11 protein-coding genes are annotated in these 18,116 nt (G+C 39.2%); 7 read left to right on the top strand and 4 right to left on the bottom strand.

Annotation, left to right across the window (positions count from 1 at the left end; translation table 11 throughout):
• The first annotated feature begins 502 nt into the window (after nucleotides 1–502).
• The 7 genes from JYB62_RS11485 (at nucleotide 503) to JYB62_RS11455 (ending at nucleotide 13,627) form a co-directional block, all read left to right on the top strand.
• Nucleotides 503–3,700 carry a SusC/RagA family TonB-linked outer membrane protein gene (locus tag JYB62_RS11485; RefSeq protein WP_205645587.1) on the top strand — a complete coding sequence of 1,066 codons (3,198 nt, stop codon included), beginning with the start codon at nucleotides 503–505 and terminating at the stop codon, nucleotides 3,698–3,700.
• A gap of 19 nt (nucleotides 3,701–3,719) precedes the next feature.
• On the top strand, nucleotides 3,720–5,363 hold the full coding sequence (locus tag JYB62_RS11480; protein ID WP_205645586.1) for a SusD/RagB family nutrient-binding outer membrane lipoprotein: 1,644 nt from the start codon (nucleotides 3,720–3,722) through the stop codon (nucleotides 5,361–5,363).
• Between the two features lie 19 nt (nucleotides 5,364–5,382).
• Entirely contained in the window at nucleotides 5,383–6,327 is a 945-nt protein-coding gene (locus tag JYB62_RS11475; RefSeq protein WP_205645585.1) for a hypothetical protein, read from the top strand.
• Between the two features lie 447 nt (nucleotides 6,328–6,774).
• Nucleotides 6,775–9,567: a 2-oxoglutarate dehydrogenase E1 component gene (locus JYB62_RS11470; protein WP_205645584.1), complete on the top strand. Its 2,793-nt coding sequence runs from the start codon at nucleotides 6,775–6,777 to the stop codon at nucleotides 9,565–9,567.
• Nucleotides 9,568–9,636: 69 nt separating this feature from the next.
• A complete protein-coding gene (gene odhB / locus JYB62_RS11465; RefSeq protein WP_205645583.1) occupies nucleotides 9,637–11,163 on the top strand; it encodes a 2-oxoglutarate dehydrogenase complex dihydrolipoyllysine-residue succinyltransferase in 1,527 nt (508 codons plus the stop codon).
• A gap of 148 nt (nucleotides 11,164–11,311) precedes the next feature.
• A complete protein-coding gene (lpdA, locus tag JYB62_RS11460; RefSeq protein WP_205645582.1) occupies nucleotides 11,312–12,709 on the top strand; it encodes a dihydrolipoyl dehydrogenase in 1,398 nt (465 codons plus the stop codon).
• A gap of 144 nt (nucleotides 12,710–12,853) precedes the next feature.
• On the top strand, nucleotides 12,854–13,627 hold the full coding sequence (locus JYB62_RS11455) for a Rossmann-like and DUF2520 domain-containing protein (protein ID WP_205645581.1): 774 nt from the start codon (nucleotides 12,854–12,856) through the stop codon (nucleotides 13,625–13,627).
• Here JYB62_RS11455 and JYB62_RS11450 read toward each other — a convergent pair.
• From JYB62_RS11450 to JYB62_RS11435, 4 genes are all read right to left on the bottom strand, one after another.
• Complete coding sequence (locus tag JYB62_RS11450; RefSeq protein WP_205645580.1) at nucleotides 13,624–14,478, bottom strand: pirin family protein; 855 nt, start codon at nucleotides 14,476–14,478, stop codon at nucleotides 13,624–13,626. The genes JYB62_RS11455 and JYB62_RS11450 overlap by 4 nt on opposite strands.
• A gap of 66 nt (nucleotides 14,479–14,544) precedes the next feature.
• On the bottom strand, nucleotides 14,545–15,837 hold the full coding sequence (locus JYB62_RS11445) for a M20 family metallo-hydrolase (RefSeq protein ID WP_205645579.1): 1,293 nt from the start codon (nucleotides 15,835–15,837) through the stop codon (nucleotides 14,545–14,547).
• 121 nt (nucleotides 15,838–15,958) lie between these two features.
• Nucleotides 15,959–16,960 carry an acyl-ACP desaturase gene (locus JYB62_RS11440; protein ID WP_205645578.1) on the bottom strand — a complete coding sequence of 334 codons (1,002 nt, stop codon included), beginning with the start codon at nucleotides 16,958–16,960 and terminating at the stop codon, nucleotides 15,959–15,961.
• Between the two features lie 264 nt (nucleotides 16,961–17,224).
• The gene (locus JYB62_RS11435) at nucleotides 17,225–18,112 is read right to left on the bottom strand and encodes an SMP-30/gluconolactonase/LRE family protein (protein ID WP_205645577.1); all 888 of its coding nucleotides are present in this window, start codon (nucleotides 18,110–18,112) and stop codon (nucleotides 17,225–17,227) included.
• Between the last annotated feature and the right edge of the window lie 4 nt (nucleotides 18,113–18,116).

Below are 18,116 nucleotides of genomic sequence, written 5' to 3'. Positions count from 1 at the left end.
AGACCCAAGACGATTGGTTTTAACAGAAATATCGTTTTTATCTCTTGTTAAATTAAAATAATAAGAATAAAATTTGGTAAATATCTGTAAGCCATTGTAAAAATTCCTAAAATCAAGTATAAATAGGTTGGAAATTCCAGAAAAATTTTTTTTTCAATCTTTATTTTTTTTTTCGAAACCTGATTTTTAAGATTTTTCAAAATAATGTTTTGAAAAAATCAATTATTGCTTACAAATCGGTTAATATTTGTTAAAATGACACAATAAACCAAATTATTACTGTTTGCCGCCGCTAAAACAAATAATCAACCGCTAGTTGACAATTTTTCGTTAAAATTGTAATTAAAATAAAAAAATATGGATTAAAGTAACTTTAAAATCTCTAATGTGAATTTTGTAATTTAATATTATACTTTGGGAAGTATTTTTTGTTCGTTAGGACTATTTTGAAATTAAAATCAAATAATTTTTCTTTACGCTTATCAACTAAACTAAATACCTTATGAGAAAAGCTTTACTCTTTGTTGTTGCGCTTTTCACCATGGCCCTCAGTTATGAGGTGTCGGCGCAACAACGGGTAATTACCGGTACGGTAATTTCCGAGGAAGACGGACTAGGTTTGCCGGGTGCAACCGTCCTCGTGAAAGGTACGACAGTGGGTACTACCACCGATTTGGATGGTAATTATTCCATTAACGTTCCTGCGGGTTCTGACGTATTGATTTTCTCTTTTGTCGGTCTTGAGACTGCTGAAGAGACGATTGGTAATAGAACCATTATTAATGTCACCCTGACAACTGACGCTGCTCAACTATCCGAAGTGGTAGTAACTGCGATCGGTATCGAAAGGGAGAAAAAAGCCTTAGGTTATGCAGTTACCACAGTAGGTGACGAGCAACTTGAAAATCGTCCTGAGCAAGACGTTGCCCGCGTTTTGCAAGGTAAAGTTCCGGGTGTAAACATTACCTCTACTAACGGTATGTCTGGTTCTGGTACGAACATGGTAATCAGAGGTTACTCTTCTGCTACTGGTTCTAACCAGCCTTTATTCGTTGTAGATGGTGTGCCTTTCAACACAAGCACTAACGCAACCGACGGATTTACCCGAGGTGGTGCTACTACCTCTTCTCGTTTCTTGGATATCGATCCAAACAACATTGAGAGTATGTCTGTATTGAAAGGTCTTTCTGCAACTGTACTTTATGGTGACCAAGGTAGAAATGGTGTAATTTTGATTACTACCAAGTCTGGTGCATCTAAAAGAAAAGCTGCTGAAGTAACCATTAACCAGTCTGTATTCTCTAATACAGCGGCATCATTGCCAACTTATGGAACTACTTACGGTAACGGTTTCCAGCAAGCTCCAGGATTCTTCTTCTCTAACTTCGGTCCTAGATTGGATGAAGGTAGACAAGTAAATCACCCTTACGCTTCTTCTTCTGTAGCGTCTGTAAGAGAAGCATTCCCAGAGTTTTGGGAAGGTGGAATCGTAGGTGGTACACCTATCAAGTATGATTACAAAGCATATGCTGATCCATCTGAAGTGTTCTTTAGAACTGGTTTGATCAGTAATACTTCCGTTCAAATTGCGGGTGGATCAGACAGAACTGGTTACAGTGCAAGTTTCGGTTACACCGATGAGGAAGGATTTACTCCAGGTAACGAATTGAAAAAGTACAACTTCGGATTGGGTGTGAATTCAGCGATTTCTGATAAATTATCTGTGAAGTCTTCCTTTACGTTTGCGATCACTGACTTGCAGTCTCCTCCAGTAAACGCTGCGTTTGGTTCAGGACCATCCGGAGGTGTTCCATCTGCGTTTTCGCACGTGTTGTACACTCCAAGATCAGTTGATTTAGGTGGACTTCCTTTTGAAAATCCAATCACTAGAGGATCTGTATACTATAGAGGAGGTAATGATATCGTGAACCCATTGTGGTTAGTGAAGTATTATCAAAATACTTCTGACGTGAAGCGTTTCTTCAACTCTACCTCTTTAATTTATGATTTGACTGATGATTTCTCTATTACCTATAGAATCGGTTTGGATACTTACTCTGAAACGCAAGAGAAAAAATATAACAGAGGTGCTGGATCGGGTAGTGCGGCAATTCAGTCTGGTCTTTATGAAACTGCAAATATTGTAAATACGATCTGGAACCAGGATTTGATCTTAAACTGGAAGAAAGATTTTTCAGATAAGTTCGGTATGAGTGCATTATTGGGTGGGAACTCAAGATATGACGTATTCAACAGAACCGGTATTGAATCCCAAAATCAATTGGCTTTCGGGTTATTTAATCACTCTAACTTCACAAGTCAATCTTCTGGAGGCTTGAACTACAACCAAGAAGAAAGAAGAATGGGGGTTTATGCCAACTTGACATTTGATTATGCAAATTATTTGTATTTCAATCTTTCTGCTAGAAATGACTGGACATCTACTGTAGAGAAAGAAAATAGAAGAATCTTGTATCCAGGAGCTTCCGTTTCCTTCATTCCAACTACTGCATTTGACTGGAACTCTTCTACCTTGAATGACTTGAAATTGAGATTAGGATATGGTACATCTGCTGGTTTCCCAAGTCCATACAGAACAAGAAATATTTTGGTACAAGATCCTCAGGCATTCCTAAGAGGTGGTCAACTGACTCAAACTCACTCTGTAAGTAATAGATTGGGTAACCCTAACTTGAAGCCAGAGCTTCAGCAAGAATTGGAATTTGGTGTGGAAGCAGTAATGTTTAACAACAAATTGAGATTTGACCTTTCATTGTATGAGAAGAATACAAGAGACTTGATTACTTCTGCTCCAATTGATCCAGCAACTGGTTTTACTTCTACTGATATCAACATTGGTAAGATTAGAACTAGAGGGGTTGAATTCCAAGCTACAGTTACTCCGGTATCTACAGCTTCAGGCTTTACTTGGAATTCTACTGTCAACTTCGGTCTTTACAGATCAGTAACCGTGGAATTGGGTGAGGGATTGGAAGAAATCGTAGTAGCTGGTTTTACTACCTTAGGTAACTTTGCTATTCCAGGAGAGCCTTTCAACATTATTAAAGGTTCTGGATTTGAAAGAGATGAGCAAACTGGTTTGCCAATCATCTTGTCTAACGGTCTTCAAAAGCAAGATCCAGACCTTCAAATCTTAGGTGATCCAAACCCAAGATGGAATGGTTCTTGGATTAACACATTTACTTTCAAAGGATTTACTTTGAATGCAATGTTGGAATACAGACATAAGGGAGCAGTATTCTCTAATACAGTAACTGCTACATTGGCTAGAGGTGTAACCAAAGACCCAGTGGTAGATAGAGAGATGACATTCATCATGCCAGGTGTGAAAGAGGATGGAACTCCTAACGATATTCAAATCTCCGCTTCTGATTATTTCTTCGGTGGTTATCACCTAGGAGCAGATGAAGCAAACGTATTTGATGGTTCTATGATTCGTCTACGTGAACTTTCTTTGGGGTATGAATTGCCTACAAGCTTGATGGCGAAAACTCCTTTCAAGAGAGCTTCTATCGCAGTTAGTGGTAGCAACTTGTGGTTCAGAGCATTGAACTTCCCTCCAAACATGAACTACGATGTGGACGTGTTGGGTACTGGTGTTGGTAACGGTCTAGGTTTCGACTTTGTGACTGGTCCTAGCTCCAGAAGATTTGGTGGAACTGTAACTCTTGCATTCTAATCCCAAAACTGAAACTACTATGAAAAAATTAATATATAGTTTGTTGTGTGCAGCAACCATGTTATTTGCGACGTCTTGCGACTTAGATTTGCTAGACAACCCAAATGCGGTAACTGCATCAACAGCTTCTCCAGATTTCCTACTTAATAGGATTCAACTAGATTATAAAGACTTCTATCAAGGAATTTCAAATACGGGAATGTCTTTGACAAGAATCGTGAACCAAGGTAGCGCGTTGTATGAAAATGCTTATACTGTGCAGTCTACTAATGGTTGGTGGTCTAATTCTTACTCTAATATTCTTGCTGATATCGCTTTCTTAGAGCCTTTGGCTGAAGAAGGTAACTTGCAAAAACATTTAGGTATTGCGAAGACCATTAAAGCAATGGTGTTATTCCACTTGGTGGATGTTTATGGAGATGTTCCTTATTCTCAAGCAGTTGATGCTGCAAACTTCAATCCAGAAGTTGATCCAGGGCAATCTGTTTACGAAGCTGCTGCTACTTTATTAGATGAAGCTAAAACTCACTTCGCTACTGCAGGATCCGGTTCTCCTAATGATTACTACTATGGTAGAAATTATACTAAGTGGACTAGATTGGTTAATACCTTAAAACTAAGATATTTCTTAAATCTTAGATTGACTCAGGAAGGTGCTGCAAAAGCAGGTATTGATGCGTTGAAAGCAGAAAATAATATGCTGAAAACAGGAGATGATTTTATCTTCAGATTCGGTACTTCTAGTGCAAACCCTGATTCTAGACATGGTAACTTCGCTGGTTCCTATACTTCTGGTGGAGGTACTTATCATTCCACTTATTACATGTGGCATATGACTGAAGCCAAAGGATTTGATGATCCAAGAGCTAGATTCTACTGGTATCGTCAAGTATTGGTAAATTCAACCAATGTGGATGAAATTGAGTGTATCGCTCAAATCGCTCCTCCTCATTACCTAGCTGGTGGATTTATTTACTGTCTTCCAGGCGAAAGAGGATATTGGGGTAGAGATCACCTTGATCCAGACGGTGTTCCACCAGATGGTTTGAAGAGAACTGTATGGGGTATTTATCCTGTAGGTGGTAGATTCGATAATGATTCTGCTTCTCCTACTAACAACCCTGCTTTAGGAGCTCAAGGTGAAGGTCTATATCCAATTATGTTGGCTGCTTATGTTGACTTCATGCTTGCTGAGGCTGCCCTAGAAATAGATGGCAATACTGCTGCTGCTAAGGACTTCATGATGTCTGGTATTGAGAAGCATATTAGCTATGTAACTAGCTTTGCTTTGAGTACTCGTGAGGCTGGGGCTATTAATGATTTCTTTGATTCTCAAGATACTTCATTAGATGAGGACATCGAAGCATACTTAGGTTATGTAGGTGCTGAATATGATAACGCTTCTGACAAGATGTATATCATAGGACGTGAATACTGGTTATCTCTTTTCGGAAATGGTGTTGAAGCCTACAATCTTTACAAGAGAACTGGTGAGCCAGGTAATATGCAACCTGCTCTTGAGGCTAATCCAGGTAATTTCCCAAGATCTTTCTTGTATCCAAACAATTACATGGTAACCAATACAAATGCAACTCAAAAGTCTGGGCTTGATGTACAAGTATTCTGGGATAATAATCCTGCAGGTAATTCTTGGGTTTACTAACCAAAAAAATTGATATAATATGAAAATGTTAAAATATACTTTTGGTTTATTGCTCGGTGCCTTAGTATTCCTAAGCTCATGTAGAGACTTCGTAGAACCAAATATTCCATATTCGGAATTTGATACTGCGGCTTACTTGAGAACCATTGCGAGAACCAGTACCACATTCAACTACTTTAGTTTAGGTAGTTCGAAGTTTGCCTTAACCCTCGAGGCAGTGGATATAGAGGATGGAGGTACAGTGGAAACTGTAGAAATTAAAGTGCAGCATAGAAGATTGATCACAGGAGTTGGTTTGGAGTATACTCCTTCTGAGCCTGTATTGATCAAGACACTTTCTGCTTCTGATTTTGCTCCTAATACAGAGTCAAGATTCTTAAGAACTTCTTTTGAAATTTCTGCTTCTGAAGCCATCTCAGCTGTGGGGCTTACCCCAGGTGATATTGAAGGTGGTGATGTGTTTGAATTCAGCTTAACTCTGAATGATAATAAAGGTAGATCCTTCAATAGAGAAAATGTTTCTGGAAACGTGTCAGGTGCTCCTTTCTATGATTCACCTTTCCAATATTTTGTAAATGTGATCTGTCCTTCTGACCTAGGAGGTACTTATGAATTCACTGCTACTAATATGGATTCTATCTACGGGTCTTGTCCTGGTACTATTTCTGGTACTACGACATTTACTCCAGTTGCTAGTTCTCCAGGATCTTATACCATTACTGATGGTACCTTCGGTTTCTGGAATTGCTATGGAGACTCTTGGGGTTCTGGAAACGTTAGAATTAACGACGCTTGTGGTAATTTGACAATGTCTGGTTCCGATAAATATGGAGCTAGTTATTCTATGACTGTAATAAGCAGCTCTCCAGAAGAATTAGTATTCACTTGGCTGAATTCTGATGGTGAAACTGGTGAAGTTACACTTAAGGCTCAGTCTGGAAAGCCTTTTCCTCCTCTTAACTAATTAGAGGTATCTTATATTAAGCGGTGCTAATTTTAGCACCGCTTTTTTTTGTTTAATCTGTATTTGAAATCAAATCTCTTTTTAAGTTCCGGTAATCATACTAATTTCAGAAGACTTTTATTTTTTTGGTAAACCCCCTTTTTATAAACCATATATTAAGTTTAATAGATTTTTTAGCTTGATTGAAGATGGTATGCTTTTCACAGAAATCTTCATTGGAAGACACTTAAATCGCCAAACATTATTAGGATATTTTAAGTTAATACGTAAGTATTTGCTGGGAAACAAATGTTGTTAATTCTCTTACAAAATTTCCTTCTTAAATTCACTAGATGTCTGATTATTAAAGAAATTCGTGAAAGTGAATTGAATATTTGAAAATGCAAATATGCAGTTTTTTTATGTCAAAGTAACACCATAGTTTTGTGGAGATCTGAATAACCTATCATGGATAAATTTTCATTTATTGCCAACGCTCATGTATCCTATATCGATGAGCTTTACGCTTCATACAAAAGCGAACCTAATTCAATTGATCCTAGCTGGAAAGAGTTTTTCGAAGGTTTTGATTTTGCATTGACGAATTACGATGTTGAATCTTCGGATGTAGCTTCTTCTTCTAATGGAAAGCCTCAGCCTAAAAATGGTGCTTTGGCTACTCCAGGTACCATCATGGACATGGAGCAACTTCCAAAAGAAATTAAGGTGAGAGCCTTGATTCATGCGTATCGATCTAGAGCCCACTTGAGATCAAAAACTAATCCTGTACGGGAAAGAAGAGATAGAAAAGCTCTAATTGATCCAGAATATTTTGGATTGGGATCAGAAGACATGAATACTGAGTTCCAGGCAGGAAATGAAATTGGTATTGGTAAAGCTAAGCTTTCCACCATCGTGGATTCTTTGAAGAAGATATATGAAGGTCCAATAGGATTTGAATATTTATATATCCGTGATCCTGAGATGCTGGATTGGTTCAAGACAAAGGTTGAAAAAGAAGCCTTGGCCTTCAATCCAAAAGTAGAAGAAAAGAAAAGAATTCTTTTTAAGCTGAATCAGGCGGTCGTATTTGAAAACTTCCTTCATACTAAATACCTAGGTCAGAAAAGGTTTTCCCTCGAAGGAGGAGAAAGTACTATTCCATTTTTGGATGCAGTGATCACTACCGCTGCTTCACTTGGAGTAGAAGAAGTGATGATTGGTATGGCCCACAGAGGTAGATTGAACGTGTTGGCTAATATCATGGGAAAAACCTATGAACAAATTTTCTCTGAGTTTGAGGGGACTGCCAAGCCTGATTTGACAATGGGGGATGGAGACGTGAAATATCATATGGGATACTCCAGTGATATTGTGACTCCAGATTCCAAAAAAGTTCATTTGAAATTAGCTCCAAACCCTTCTCATTTAGAAGCTGTCAATCCTGTAGTAGAAGGATTTATTAGAGCAAAAATTGATACAGAGCATAAAGGGGATAAGACAAAAGCCCTTCCTATATTAATTCATGGGGATGCGGCTGTGGCTGGTCAAGGAATTGTGTATGAAGTAACCCAGATGGCAGATCTTAAGGGATATAACACGGGAGGTACCATACATTTTGTGATCAATAATCAGGTGGGTTTCACCACGGATTTTGATGATGCAAGATCTTCAATCTATTGTACCGATGTAGCTAAAATCATTGATGCTCCTGTGATCCATGTCAATGGGGATAATGCAGAAGAGGTGGTTTTTGCAGCGAAACTGGCTGCAGAATTCAGACAGAAATTCAGCAGAGATATTTTCGTAGACATGGTTTGCTACAGACGTCATGGACACAATGAATCTGACGAGCCCAAATTTACCCAACCGGAGCTTTACAACTTGATTTCTAAGCATCCTAATCCAAGAGAGATCTATGTAAAAAGATTGACTGAAAGAGGGGATATAGATGCTAAGATTGCCTCTCAAATGGACGCTGAATTCCGTCAGTTGCTTCAGGATAGATTGAATATGGTCAAAGAAAAACCATTGCCATATCAAGCTACCAAGTTTGAGCAAGAATGGGGCAACTTACGTAGATCAACTCCTGCTGATTTTGACCAATCTCCCGAAACAGGGATTGATGAGAAAACCATAAAAGTGGTGGCTGATGCTTTGACCACTGTGCCGAAAGGATTCAAGCCAATCAAGCAGATTGAAGCACAAATGAAGCAACGAAAAGATATGTTCTTTAAGTCCAAAGAATTGAATTGGGCTGCTGCAGAATTATTGGCTTATGGCTCTCTACTGACTGAAGGGAAGCAAGTAAGAATTACTGGTCAGGATTGTCAGAGAGGAACTTTTTCGCATAGACATGCGGTGATCCATGATGCGAATACTAATCAACCTTACAACTCTTTATTAGAGATGAAGGAAAGAAAAGGGTTGTTTCAGATTTATAATTCTTTGCTTTCAGAATATGCCGTGCTTGGTTTTGAGTATGGCTACGGGATGGCTAATCCTAACTCATTGACTATTTGGGAAGCACAATTTGGAGACTTTGCGAATGGTGCCCAAACAATGATTGACCAGTTTATTTCTTCTGGTGAATCAAAATGGCAACGAATGAATGGGTTGGTAATGCTTCTTCCTCATGGATATGAAGGTCAGGGTCCTGAGCACTCCAATGCCAGACCTGAACGATTCTTACAGTTGTCTGCGGAGTACAATATGGTCGTGGCCAATATTACAGAGCCTTCCAATTTCTTCCATTTGCTAAGAAGACAACTTGCTTGGGAATTTAGAAAACCATGTGTGGTTATGTCTCCAAAATCTTTGTTACGTCACCCAAAAGTGGTATCTCCTATTGCAGAGTTTACATCGGGCTCATTCCGGGAGGTAATTAAAGATTCAGCAGTGGATGCCAAAAAGGTAAAACGTGTTATTCTTTGCTCTGGAAAAATTTACTATGATTTGGATGAAGCTAGAGAAAAAGAAAAAGTAGAAGATGTAGCAATTGTAAGAATTGAGCAAATTCACCCGCTTCCAAAGAAGCAGATTATAGACGTTTTGGCGGAATATAAAGGAGCTGAAGTGGTTTGGGTTCAAGAGGAACCGGAAAACATGGGATATTGGAATTATATCCTAAGATTGCTTTATAAAGAGCTTCCAATGGATGTAGTTGCTAGAAAATCATCTGCATCTCCTGCAACAGGTTACAATAAAGTGCACGTGGAAGAGCAAAAAACAATTGTTGCTAAAGCTTTAAAACTGAAATAATCCGAAATAATCATATCATTTTGTTCCAACTCTCACTACTGAGTTAGTTAGAGTAAAAAAGAAAAACTCATGAGCAAAGAAATTAAAGTGCCTGCAGTAGGCGAATCCATTACCGAGGTTACCGTTGGTCAATGGTTTAAAAATGATGGAGACCAGGTTCAGATGGATGAGATCCTTTGTGAATTGGAATCTGATAAAGCAACTTTTGAACTGCCAGCAGAAGCAACCGGAATATTAAAAATCAATGCGCAAGCAGGTGATACCTTAGAAATTGGAGCTGTTATCTGTACGATCGATGAAGAAGGAGTTGCGGCTACTTCCTCTCCTGCAGAAGCACCAAAAAAAGAAGAACCCAAGAGTGCAGGGCCTTCCACTACTGGGGAAATTAAAGAAATGATTGTACCAACAGTAGGAGAATCTATTACAGAAGTGACTCTTGCCAATTGGTTGAAGAATGATGGAGATTATGTTGCCTTGGACGAAATTATTGCTGAGGTAGACTCTGATAAAGCGACGTTTGAATTACCTGCAGAAGCTTCAGGGATTTTAAGACATGTAGCTCAAGAAGGAGATGTATTGGAAATTGGTGGATTGATCTGCAAAATTGAAGTGACAGATGGAGCGCCTAAAGCAGCAGCCGAATCAAGTGCTCCTGCAGGTGCTTCACCAGCAGCTGCTTCAGGATCCACAAATTATGCGACTGGACATGCTTCTCCAGCGGCATCAAAAATATTAGCAGAGAAAGGTATTTCCGCTGAATCTGTATCAGGAACAGGCAAAGACGGTAGAATCACAAAAGAGGATGCCCAATCTGCCCAGAAAGCAGCTCCTGCGCCAGCACCTGCCAAAGCCGCACCTGCACCAGCGGCAGAAGCGCCAGCACCAGTGCTTGGCTCTAGAAATGAAAGAAGAGAAAGAATGTCTTCTCTTCGTAAAACGGTTGCCAAAAGATTGGTTTCTGTGAAAAATGAAACGGCTATGTTGACCACATTTAATGAGGTGAACATGAAACCGATCATGGATTTGAGATCTAAGTTCAAAGAACAATTTAAAGAGAAGCATGGAGTGGGACTTGGATTCATGTCCTTCTTTACCAAAGCGGTTTGCGTGGCTCTTCAAGAGTGGCCAGCAGTGAATGCCAAGATAGATGGAAATGAAATGGTCTTTAATGACTACTGTGATATTTCTATCGCAGTTTCTGCTCCAAAAGGATTAGTGGTTCCAGTCATCAGAAATGCTGAGGCAATGAGCTTTGATCAGATTGAAAAAGAAGTGGTGCGTTTGGCAGTAAAAGCCAGAGATAATAAACTTTCTATTGAAGAAATGACAGGAGGAACGTTCACCATCACCAATGGTGGAGTATTTGGATCCATGATGTCTACTCCAATCATCAATGCTCCTCAATCTGCTATTTTGGGAATGCACAATATTGTGCAGAGACCAATGGCGGTGAATGGAGAGGTTAAAATTCTTCCAATGATGTACGTAGCATTATCCTATGATCATAGAATTATCGATGGTCGCGAGTCTGTAAGCTTCTTGGTGAGAGTAAAAGAGCTACTTGAGGATCCGACTAGATTGTTGTTTGGAGTTTAAAAAGTATCTAGTCACTAGTACAGAGTATCAAGTATGGGGGAATTCAATAGAGCTCGTTGTTTATTCCCCCTCTTGGTACTTAAGTATATAAATTGAATGGAAGTACAGGTTTTGATACTTGCTACTTGCTACTAAAATCTAAAGAAAAATGTACGACGTAATAGTTATCGGTTCTGGCCCTGGAGGATACGTAGCAGCAATCCGTTGCGCGCAACTAGGGATGAAAACCGCTTTAATAGAAAAATATTCCACCTTAGGAGGTACCTGTTTAAATGTTGGATGTATCCCTTCCAAAGCTTTATTGGATTCCTCTGAACATTATCATAATGCTGCACATACTTTTGAAACTCACGGAATAGGCCTGAGTAATTTGAAGGTTAATTTGAAGCAAATGATCACTCGTAAAAACGATGTGGTGAAGCAAAATACGGACGGTATCCAATACCTGATGAAAAAGAATAAGATTGATGTTCATCAAGGATTGGGCTCTTTTGTCAATTCAACTACCGTCAAAGTAACAAAAGATGATGGTTCTTCTTCTGAAATTGAAGGAAAGAACATTATCATTGCCACTGGCTCGAAGCCATCCTCGCTGCCATTTATTAAATTAGATAAAGATCGGGTGATTACTTCTACGGAAGCATTGAACCTGAAAGAGATTCCAAAGCATTTGGTTGTGATTGGAGGAGGAGTGATCGGTCTTGAACTTGGTTCTGTTTATGCAAGACTAGGAGCCAAAGTTTCAGTGATTGAATTTATGGATTCTCTGATCCCAACGATGGATAAAACCATGGGCAAAGAGCTTCAAAAATCCTTGAAAAAATTGGGCTTTGAATTTTACCTGAAGCATAAGGTGACCTCGGTTGAGAAAAAAGGCAAAGAAGTAACGGTGAAGGCTGATAATGACAAAGGAGAAACAGTAGAAGTGAAAGGTGATTATGTGTTGGTTTCTATTGGTAGAAGGCCTTATACCGATGGGTTGAATGCAGAAGCAGCAGGAGTGAAGTTGACAGAGCGTGGACAGATCGAAGTAAATGATCATTTACAAACTAACGTGCCAAATATTTATGCTATTGGGGATGTGGTAAAAGGAGCGATGCTTGCTCATAAGGCGGAAGAAGAAGGAGTTTTTGTTGCGGAAACTTTGGTAGGCCAAAAACCACATATCAATTATAATCTAATTCCTGGGGTAGTGTATACCTGGCCAGAAGTGGCTGCAGTAGGATATACTGAAGAGCAATTGAAGGAGAAAGGGATTAAATACAAAGCTGGTAAATTTCCTTTTATGGCATCTGGAAGAGCAAGAGCTTCTATGGATACAGATGGCTTGGTGAAAGTCTTGGCAGATGCTGAAACGGATGAGATTCTTGGTGTCCATATGATTGGCCCAAGAACAGCTGATATGATTGCCGAAGCAGTAGTAGCGATGGAATACCGAGCATCAGCAGAGGATATCGCTAGAATGTCCCATGCACACCCAACCTATACTGAAGCTTTCAAAGAAGCCTGTTTAGCAGCTACCGACAATAGGGCTTTGCATATTTAAGAGATTCAAGTCTTAAATTATACGCCATTCCTTATTCAAAAGGAATGGCTTTTTTTTGGTCGCTAATCGGCTCAAATTAACAAGAAGAATCGATCTAAAAAGCCCACTCTTTTCATTGTGCTTATTTTTTGCCTTATTTCGTTTATGAAGTTTAAAATAGCCATTCTTGGTGCAGGAAATGTGGCTTGGCACTTAGCACCGGCAATTGAAGATGCAGGGCATGAAGTGACAGAGGTGTATGCTAGGGATCTTTCTTGTGCCAGAAAAATTACAGAAAGGGTATATACTGCAGAGCCAAAAGATGAATTAGATTTTTCTGAATCTGAGGCAGAAATTTTTATTTTGGCAGTGAGTGATCAGGCAATACCAGAGTTGGCAGATTCAGTGATTTTACCAGAAGGAAGTATTTTGGTGCATACCTCTGGTGCTATGCCTTTGGATGTTTTAGGTTATAGTTCGGCGACTTATACAGGGATATTTTATCCATTACAGTCTTTTACCAAATCCAGAAAAATTGATTTTGAGGATGTAGCATTTTTGCTGGAATCTGATGATGAAGAAACCCTCCAAAAGCTTCGGAAGTTGGCAAAAAGCATGAAATCCCATTATTACAATGTCAGGTCCAAGGACCGATTGGCTATTCACGTTGCGGCTGTTTTTGCAAGCAATTTTACCAATCATATGATTCGAATGAGTGAAGAAATCATGCGAAGACAGGGGCTAGACTTTGAAATGTTGAAACCATTAATTATCGAGCAAATATCCAAAGCATTACAAATAGGAGCTAAAAATGCACAGACTGGACCTGCAAGTAGGGAAGATTATGAGACCCTGGAAAACCATCATAGATTTTTGAATTACAATGAGTCTTTTGCTGAAATCTATCGGTTGATTTCCCAGGATATTATCGATAGTTAATGCTTCCAAGAACCAAATTTACCATTCCGGTAATCTTCATATGCTTGGTGAATCTCTTCCTCAGAATTCATGACAAATGGACCTTGGGCGACCATAGGCTCATTAAATGGTTGAGCATGTCCCAAGATTAAAATGGCATCGGAAGATGCTGTGACTTCCAATTCCACTTCTCCAAGTTTAAATTCTACCAGATTTCTAAAAGGCACTGATTGCCCATTTACGGCAAGTTCACCACGGACTATGTAGAAAAAGATGTTGTCTGATGCCGGGATTTGTTTTTTGAAGGTTCCTCCTTCTTTTAGGTAAATAGTGCTCATGTTAAGAGGAAAGGATTCTTTAAAAGCTCCATTTACCCCATTCCATTCTCCGAAAAGCTGTTGAACTGTTACTTTTCCCTCGTCCAATGTAAAGCTGGGGATTTCCTCTTTTTGAAGCCCAACATACAAGGGGTCAGTCATTTTTAACTTAGCCGGTAAATTCAACCATAGCTGAAGGATTTCTAAATCTCCTCCATTTTTCTTGAATTCTGAACTGCTGACTTCTGAGTGAATTAATCCTCTCCCTGCGGTCATGTATTGGACTCCGCCAGGGCCTATGACAGATTCATGACCAGAGGAATCTAAATGCATGATATCTCCTTCCAAAATAAAGGTAACTGTTTCCATTCCTCGATGCGGATGGGGGCCAAAAGGCAAACCATTATTAGTAGCAGGATAGGTTTGAAAACCATGGTGGTTCAAAAAGATAAAAGGATCAATTTGTTGAAGCTGCCGGGTAGGCATTGGACTATAAGTAATAAGGTCTGCTATTGGTCTATATTCGGCAGGGTGAATTTTCTTGATTTGAGACATGACGAAAATTTTTGATGTATATACATTAAATGAAATTGGGATTAAAAAAGTTTAGTGTTTGATGATTTATTGAAGCTGTTTATCCAAGGTTAAAATGGTCCTTAGTAATACATTGGCTCCATTGCCGATATCTTCAGGAGAGGAATATTCCTGAGGGGAATGGCTGATCCCATCTTTGCTAGGAATAAAAATCATCCCTATAGGGGCAAGCCGTGCCATTTCTTGGGCATCATGACCTGCTCCACTAGGTAGGTACATGCTGCTTAGGCCTAATTCCTTAGCGGATGATTCAATAACTTTTTGAATTTCAGGGTTGGCCAAAGCCGGTTTACTGGCTACTTCAATATGGTGGACACTGACTTCGGTACCGCTTTCTTTTGCTAGCATCTGAGCTTTCTTTTCAATAGCTTGGTACACCTGATGGATTTTTTCAGAAGATAAGTCCCGGATTTCTACATTCAATTTCACCTCTCCGGGAATTACATTTCCTGCTCCTGGGAAGGCTTCGATTTTTCCTACAGTGGCGACTTGTGCACCATCAAATGAATTAACAATTTCATTTACAGCAAGAATCAACCTTGCAGCTGGAAGCATGGGGTCTTTTCTCATATTCATTGGAGTGGTTCCTGCATGATTTGCAAACCCTTTAAAAGTAAATTCATACCATTGAATTGCAACAATACCTTCCACCACTCCAATAGCTACTCCTTCTCGATCCAAATTGCCTCCTTGTTCAATGTGTAATTCTAAAAAAGCAGCGAGATCACCTTTGTTTCTTTTGATGTCCTCAATTCGATCTGGGTTGCCTTCTACCGCTTTGATACCTTCATATTGAGTCAAGCCGCTGGAACTTCTAACCTGTAGAGCTTCTGTACTTAATTGACCCACTAAAGCTCGGCTTCCTACTACGCCCCCTTCTTCATTGGTGAATAAAATGACTTCCAAAGGGTGGTTAGTGGTCACTTGATTCTCAGAAAGAGTTTGTACAACCTCTATGGCACTCATAGACCCGACAGGTCCATCATAATCACCCCCATTGGGGACTTCGTCGATGTGTGACCCAAATGCAATAGGTTTCAGGTTAGGGTTTTTCCCTGCCTTTTTTCCGATCAGGTTTCCTGCATAATCCACACTTACTTCCAATCCCGCCCCAATCATCAATTCTTTGACATAGGCTCTAGCAGCAATATCATGTTTACTGTATGCTACACGATCTGAACCTCCGGCTGGGTTTTTTCCATAGGTAGCAAGTTGTTGGATAGAATTGAAAAGTCTTTCCTGATTGACTTTTAGAACGGATTGAGCTTGGGTCATTCCTATTACTATCAAAAAGAGAAAAGGTAGGATAATCTTTTTCATGGCTGCTGTCCTGCGATATTTGTTTGGTGTAAAAAGTTACTTGTTTCTATGGATAAAGTAAAAAAAAACCTCTCCAGTAATGAAGAGGTTTTCCCAATTGGTTTATCAATTTGAGAGTTGATTATTTTAACCAAGCAAGTTGGATTTCATCAGGTGCTTTCATTCGATCAGCCACCCTCATGTATCTTTCAGCTAATTTGGAGAGATATATTTGCGCTTTGGAAGCAGCATCATTCAATCCAGTTAAGTTTTCGATTTTCCAAAGTTTTACCAAATGATCGATGATTCTGGCATAATCCCAGCCAGTGTAGATCCCAACTTTTTGTGTGATTTCAGAAAATCTAGTATAAATAGATGGATTAGGACCGCCTTCTCCCATCAATACTGCCGGCATGACAATTTGCTTTTTCATCATTTTTTCAAAAGCAAGAATGGCTCCGTTAGGATCAATTTCAAAGATGCTTGACATAAATGATTTATAAGCCTTTTCATGTCTTGCTTCATCACCTGCAATCGTTTTACAAATTCTGGAAAGGACTGGGTCCCCAGCTTTATCAGCAAGTTTGCCTGTGTTTACATGAGATATTTTAGTAGCTCTTTCTTGGAAAGATGTATAAATCATGGCCTGGTAAGGGTCACTTTCAGATTTCGGGTCAAAGCCATTAGTCAATAATCTATGGATCGTGATTTCTACCGCTTTCATGTCTACTCGGCCCGTCATATACAAGTATTTGTTCAACAGGTCCCCATGTCTATTTTCTTCAGCAGTCCACGCTTTTGACCATCTTACCCAACCAGAGGGAGAAACTAAGCTTCTATCCTCATTGATGCCTTCTAATAAATTGAAATAAGTTTGATAGGAAGGTAGGGCCTCCTCAGTGATCATATTTCCTACCAAAGAGGTAAGAACTGTATCGGGAATTCCTTCAGCTCTTTTTTGTAAAGCTTTGATTTCGTCGTGAATATCTGGATTACCAAAATCAGGCAAAAAGTCAGATGGCTGCCAGCAAGTTTCCGGATCTACCAAAATATTTTCAACAGCCTCTCCCACCTGGTCATCTAATTGGGAGATAACCTCCATGTTTTTCTCCAGCTCGTAATCTATTGGTTTTATATTTCTCATAATAATACTTCTTAGGGTGAAGTGATTGATTCGGTTTTAGATAGTTGCTATTAAAAGTTACTTATTTTATCTAACGTATAAATCTTCTACAAGATACGGACAAAAAACCAGATAAGGAGATTTCAAACTTGACATTCGAGTAGTTTCCTTATTGACAGATAAAAAAAAAGGGGCTGTTTCAATAATCATATTGTCACATTGAGCAGTGTCAAAATGTGAAAACATCAATTAGGATACAACCTCTTTCTAAATTTCGAATACCTGTTAGTAATCTAATTTATAGGCAACTACTTTATTTTTAAAGAAAGTTGGTACTAAAATTAAATTCTCCTCGGGAATAAAACCAATATCCGCTGTGTTGGATTCTATATCTTTTGTATCCAAAAGAAGTGTTTCCCCATCTCCGCTCACAAAATAGATTTCTCCTACCCACCTTGAAGCGACGTAATTTCCCTCTCCCAAGATAATCAAACCGTCTCCTCCAGTCACTGTTCCATTGATGATTTCAGAACTTCCATCTGGTAAAAATCTTTTCAATCCTGATCCATCTAGTCCATAAATAGTTCCATTCGAATCAATCGCTATTCCATTCAAGGAGGCGTTTCCTTCTGAAATGGTGGTGACTGTGCCTCCATCTAGTACATGTAACAAGCCTTTGTTCATTCCTGAGAAGTAAATTTTGCCCTCGTATTGAGCCACATCATTTAAGAATTCGGCTCCTTCCACTGGATATTTATTAGAGATTGTAGCAGATTCAATGTCAATCTCCACCAATTGATCTATATCAGTAACATAAAGCTTTCCATCTGATATAGCCATTCCTTTTGGGGCATTTAAGCCAGTTACCCAATCTTGAGTGACGATGGTTCCATTTTTATCAATGATGGAGATTGATCCCTTTCCATCCTTGTCAGTAGGAGTTCCTTCAATATTGGAAACGTAGATTTTACCTGTATAAGGGTCGTATAAAATAGATTCACAGGTGATTAGACTATCTGGTGTTTCCCAAACCATGGTTAATGTGGGAGTTTTGGCATCTTCCACTACCATAGTTTCAGATTCGTTGGATTCTTCTGTTTTTTGAGGATTACATTGAGTAAGAAGTAAAGTAGCTCCCAAGCCGTAAAGACATGGTTTTAATACATTTTTCATATTC

Source organism: Algoriphagus lutimaris, assembly GCF_017051705.1.
GTDB lineage: Bacteria > Bacteroidota > Bacteroidia > Cytophagales > Cyclobacteriaceae > Algoriphagus > Algoriphagus lutimaris.
This window is presented reverse-complemented; position numbering and strand designations above follow the sequence as displayed.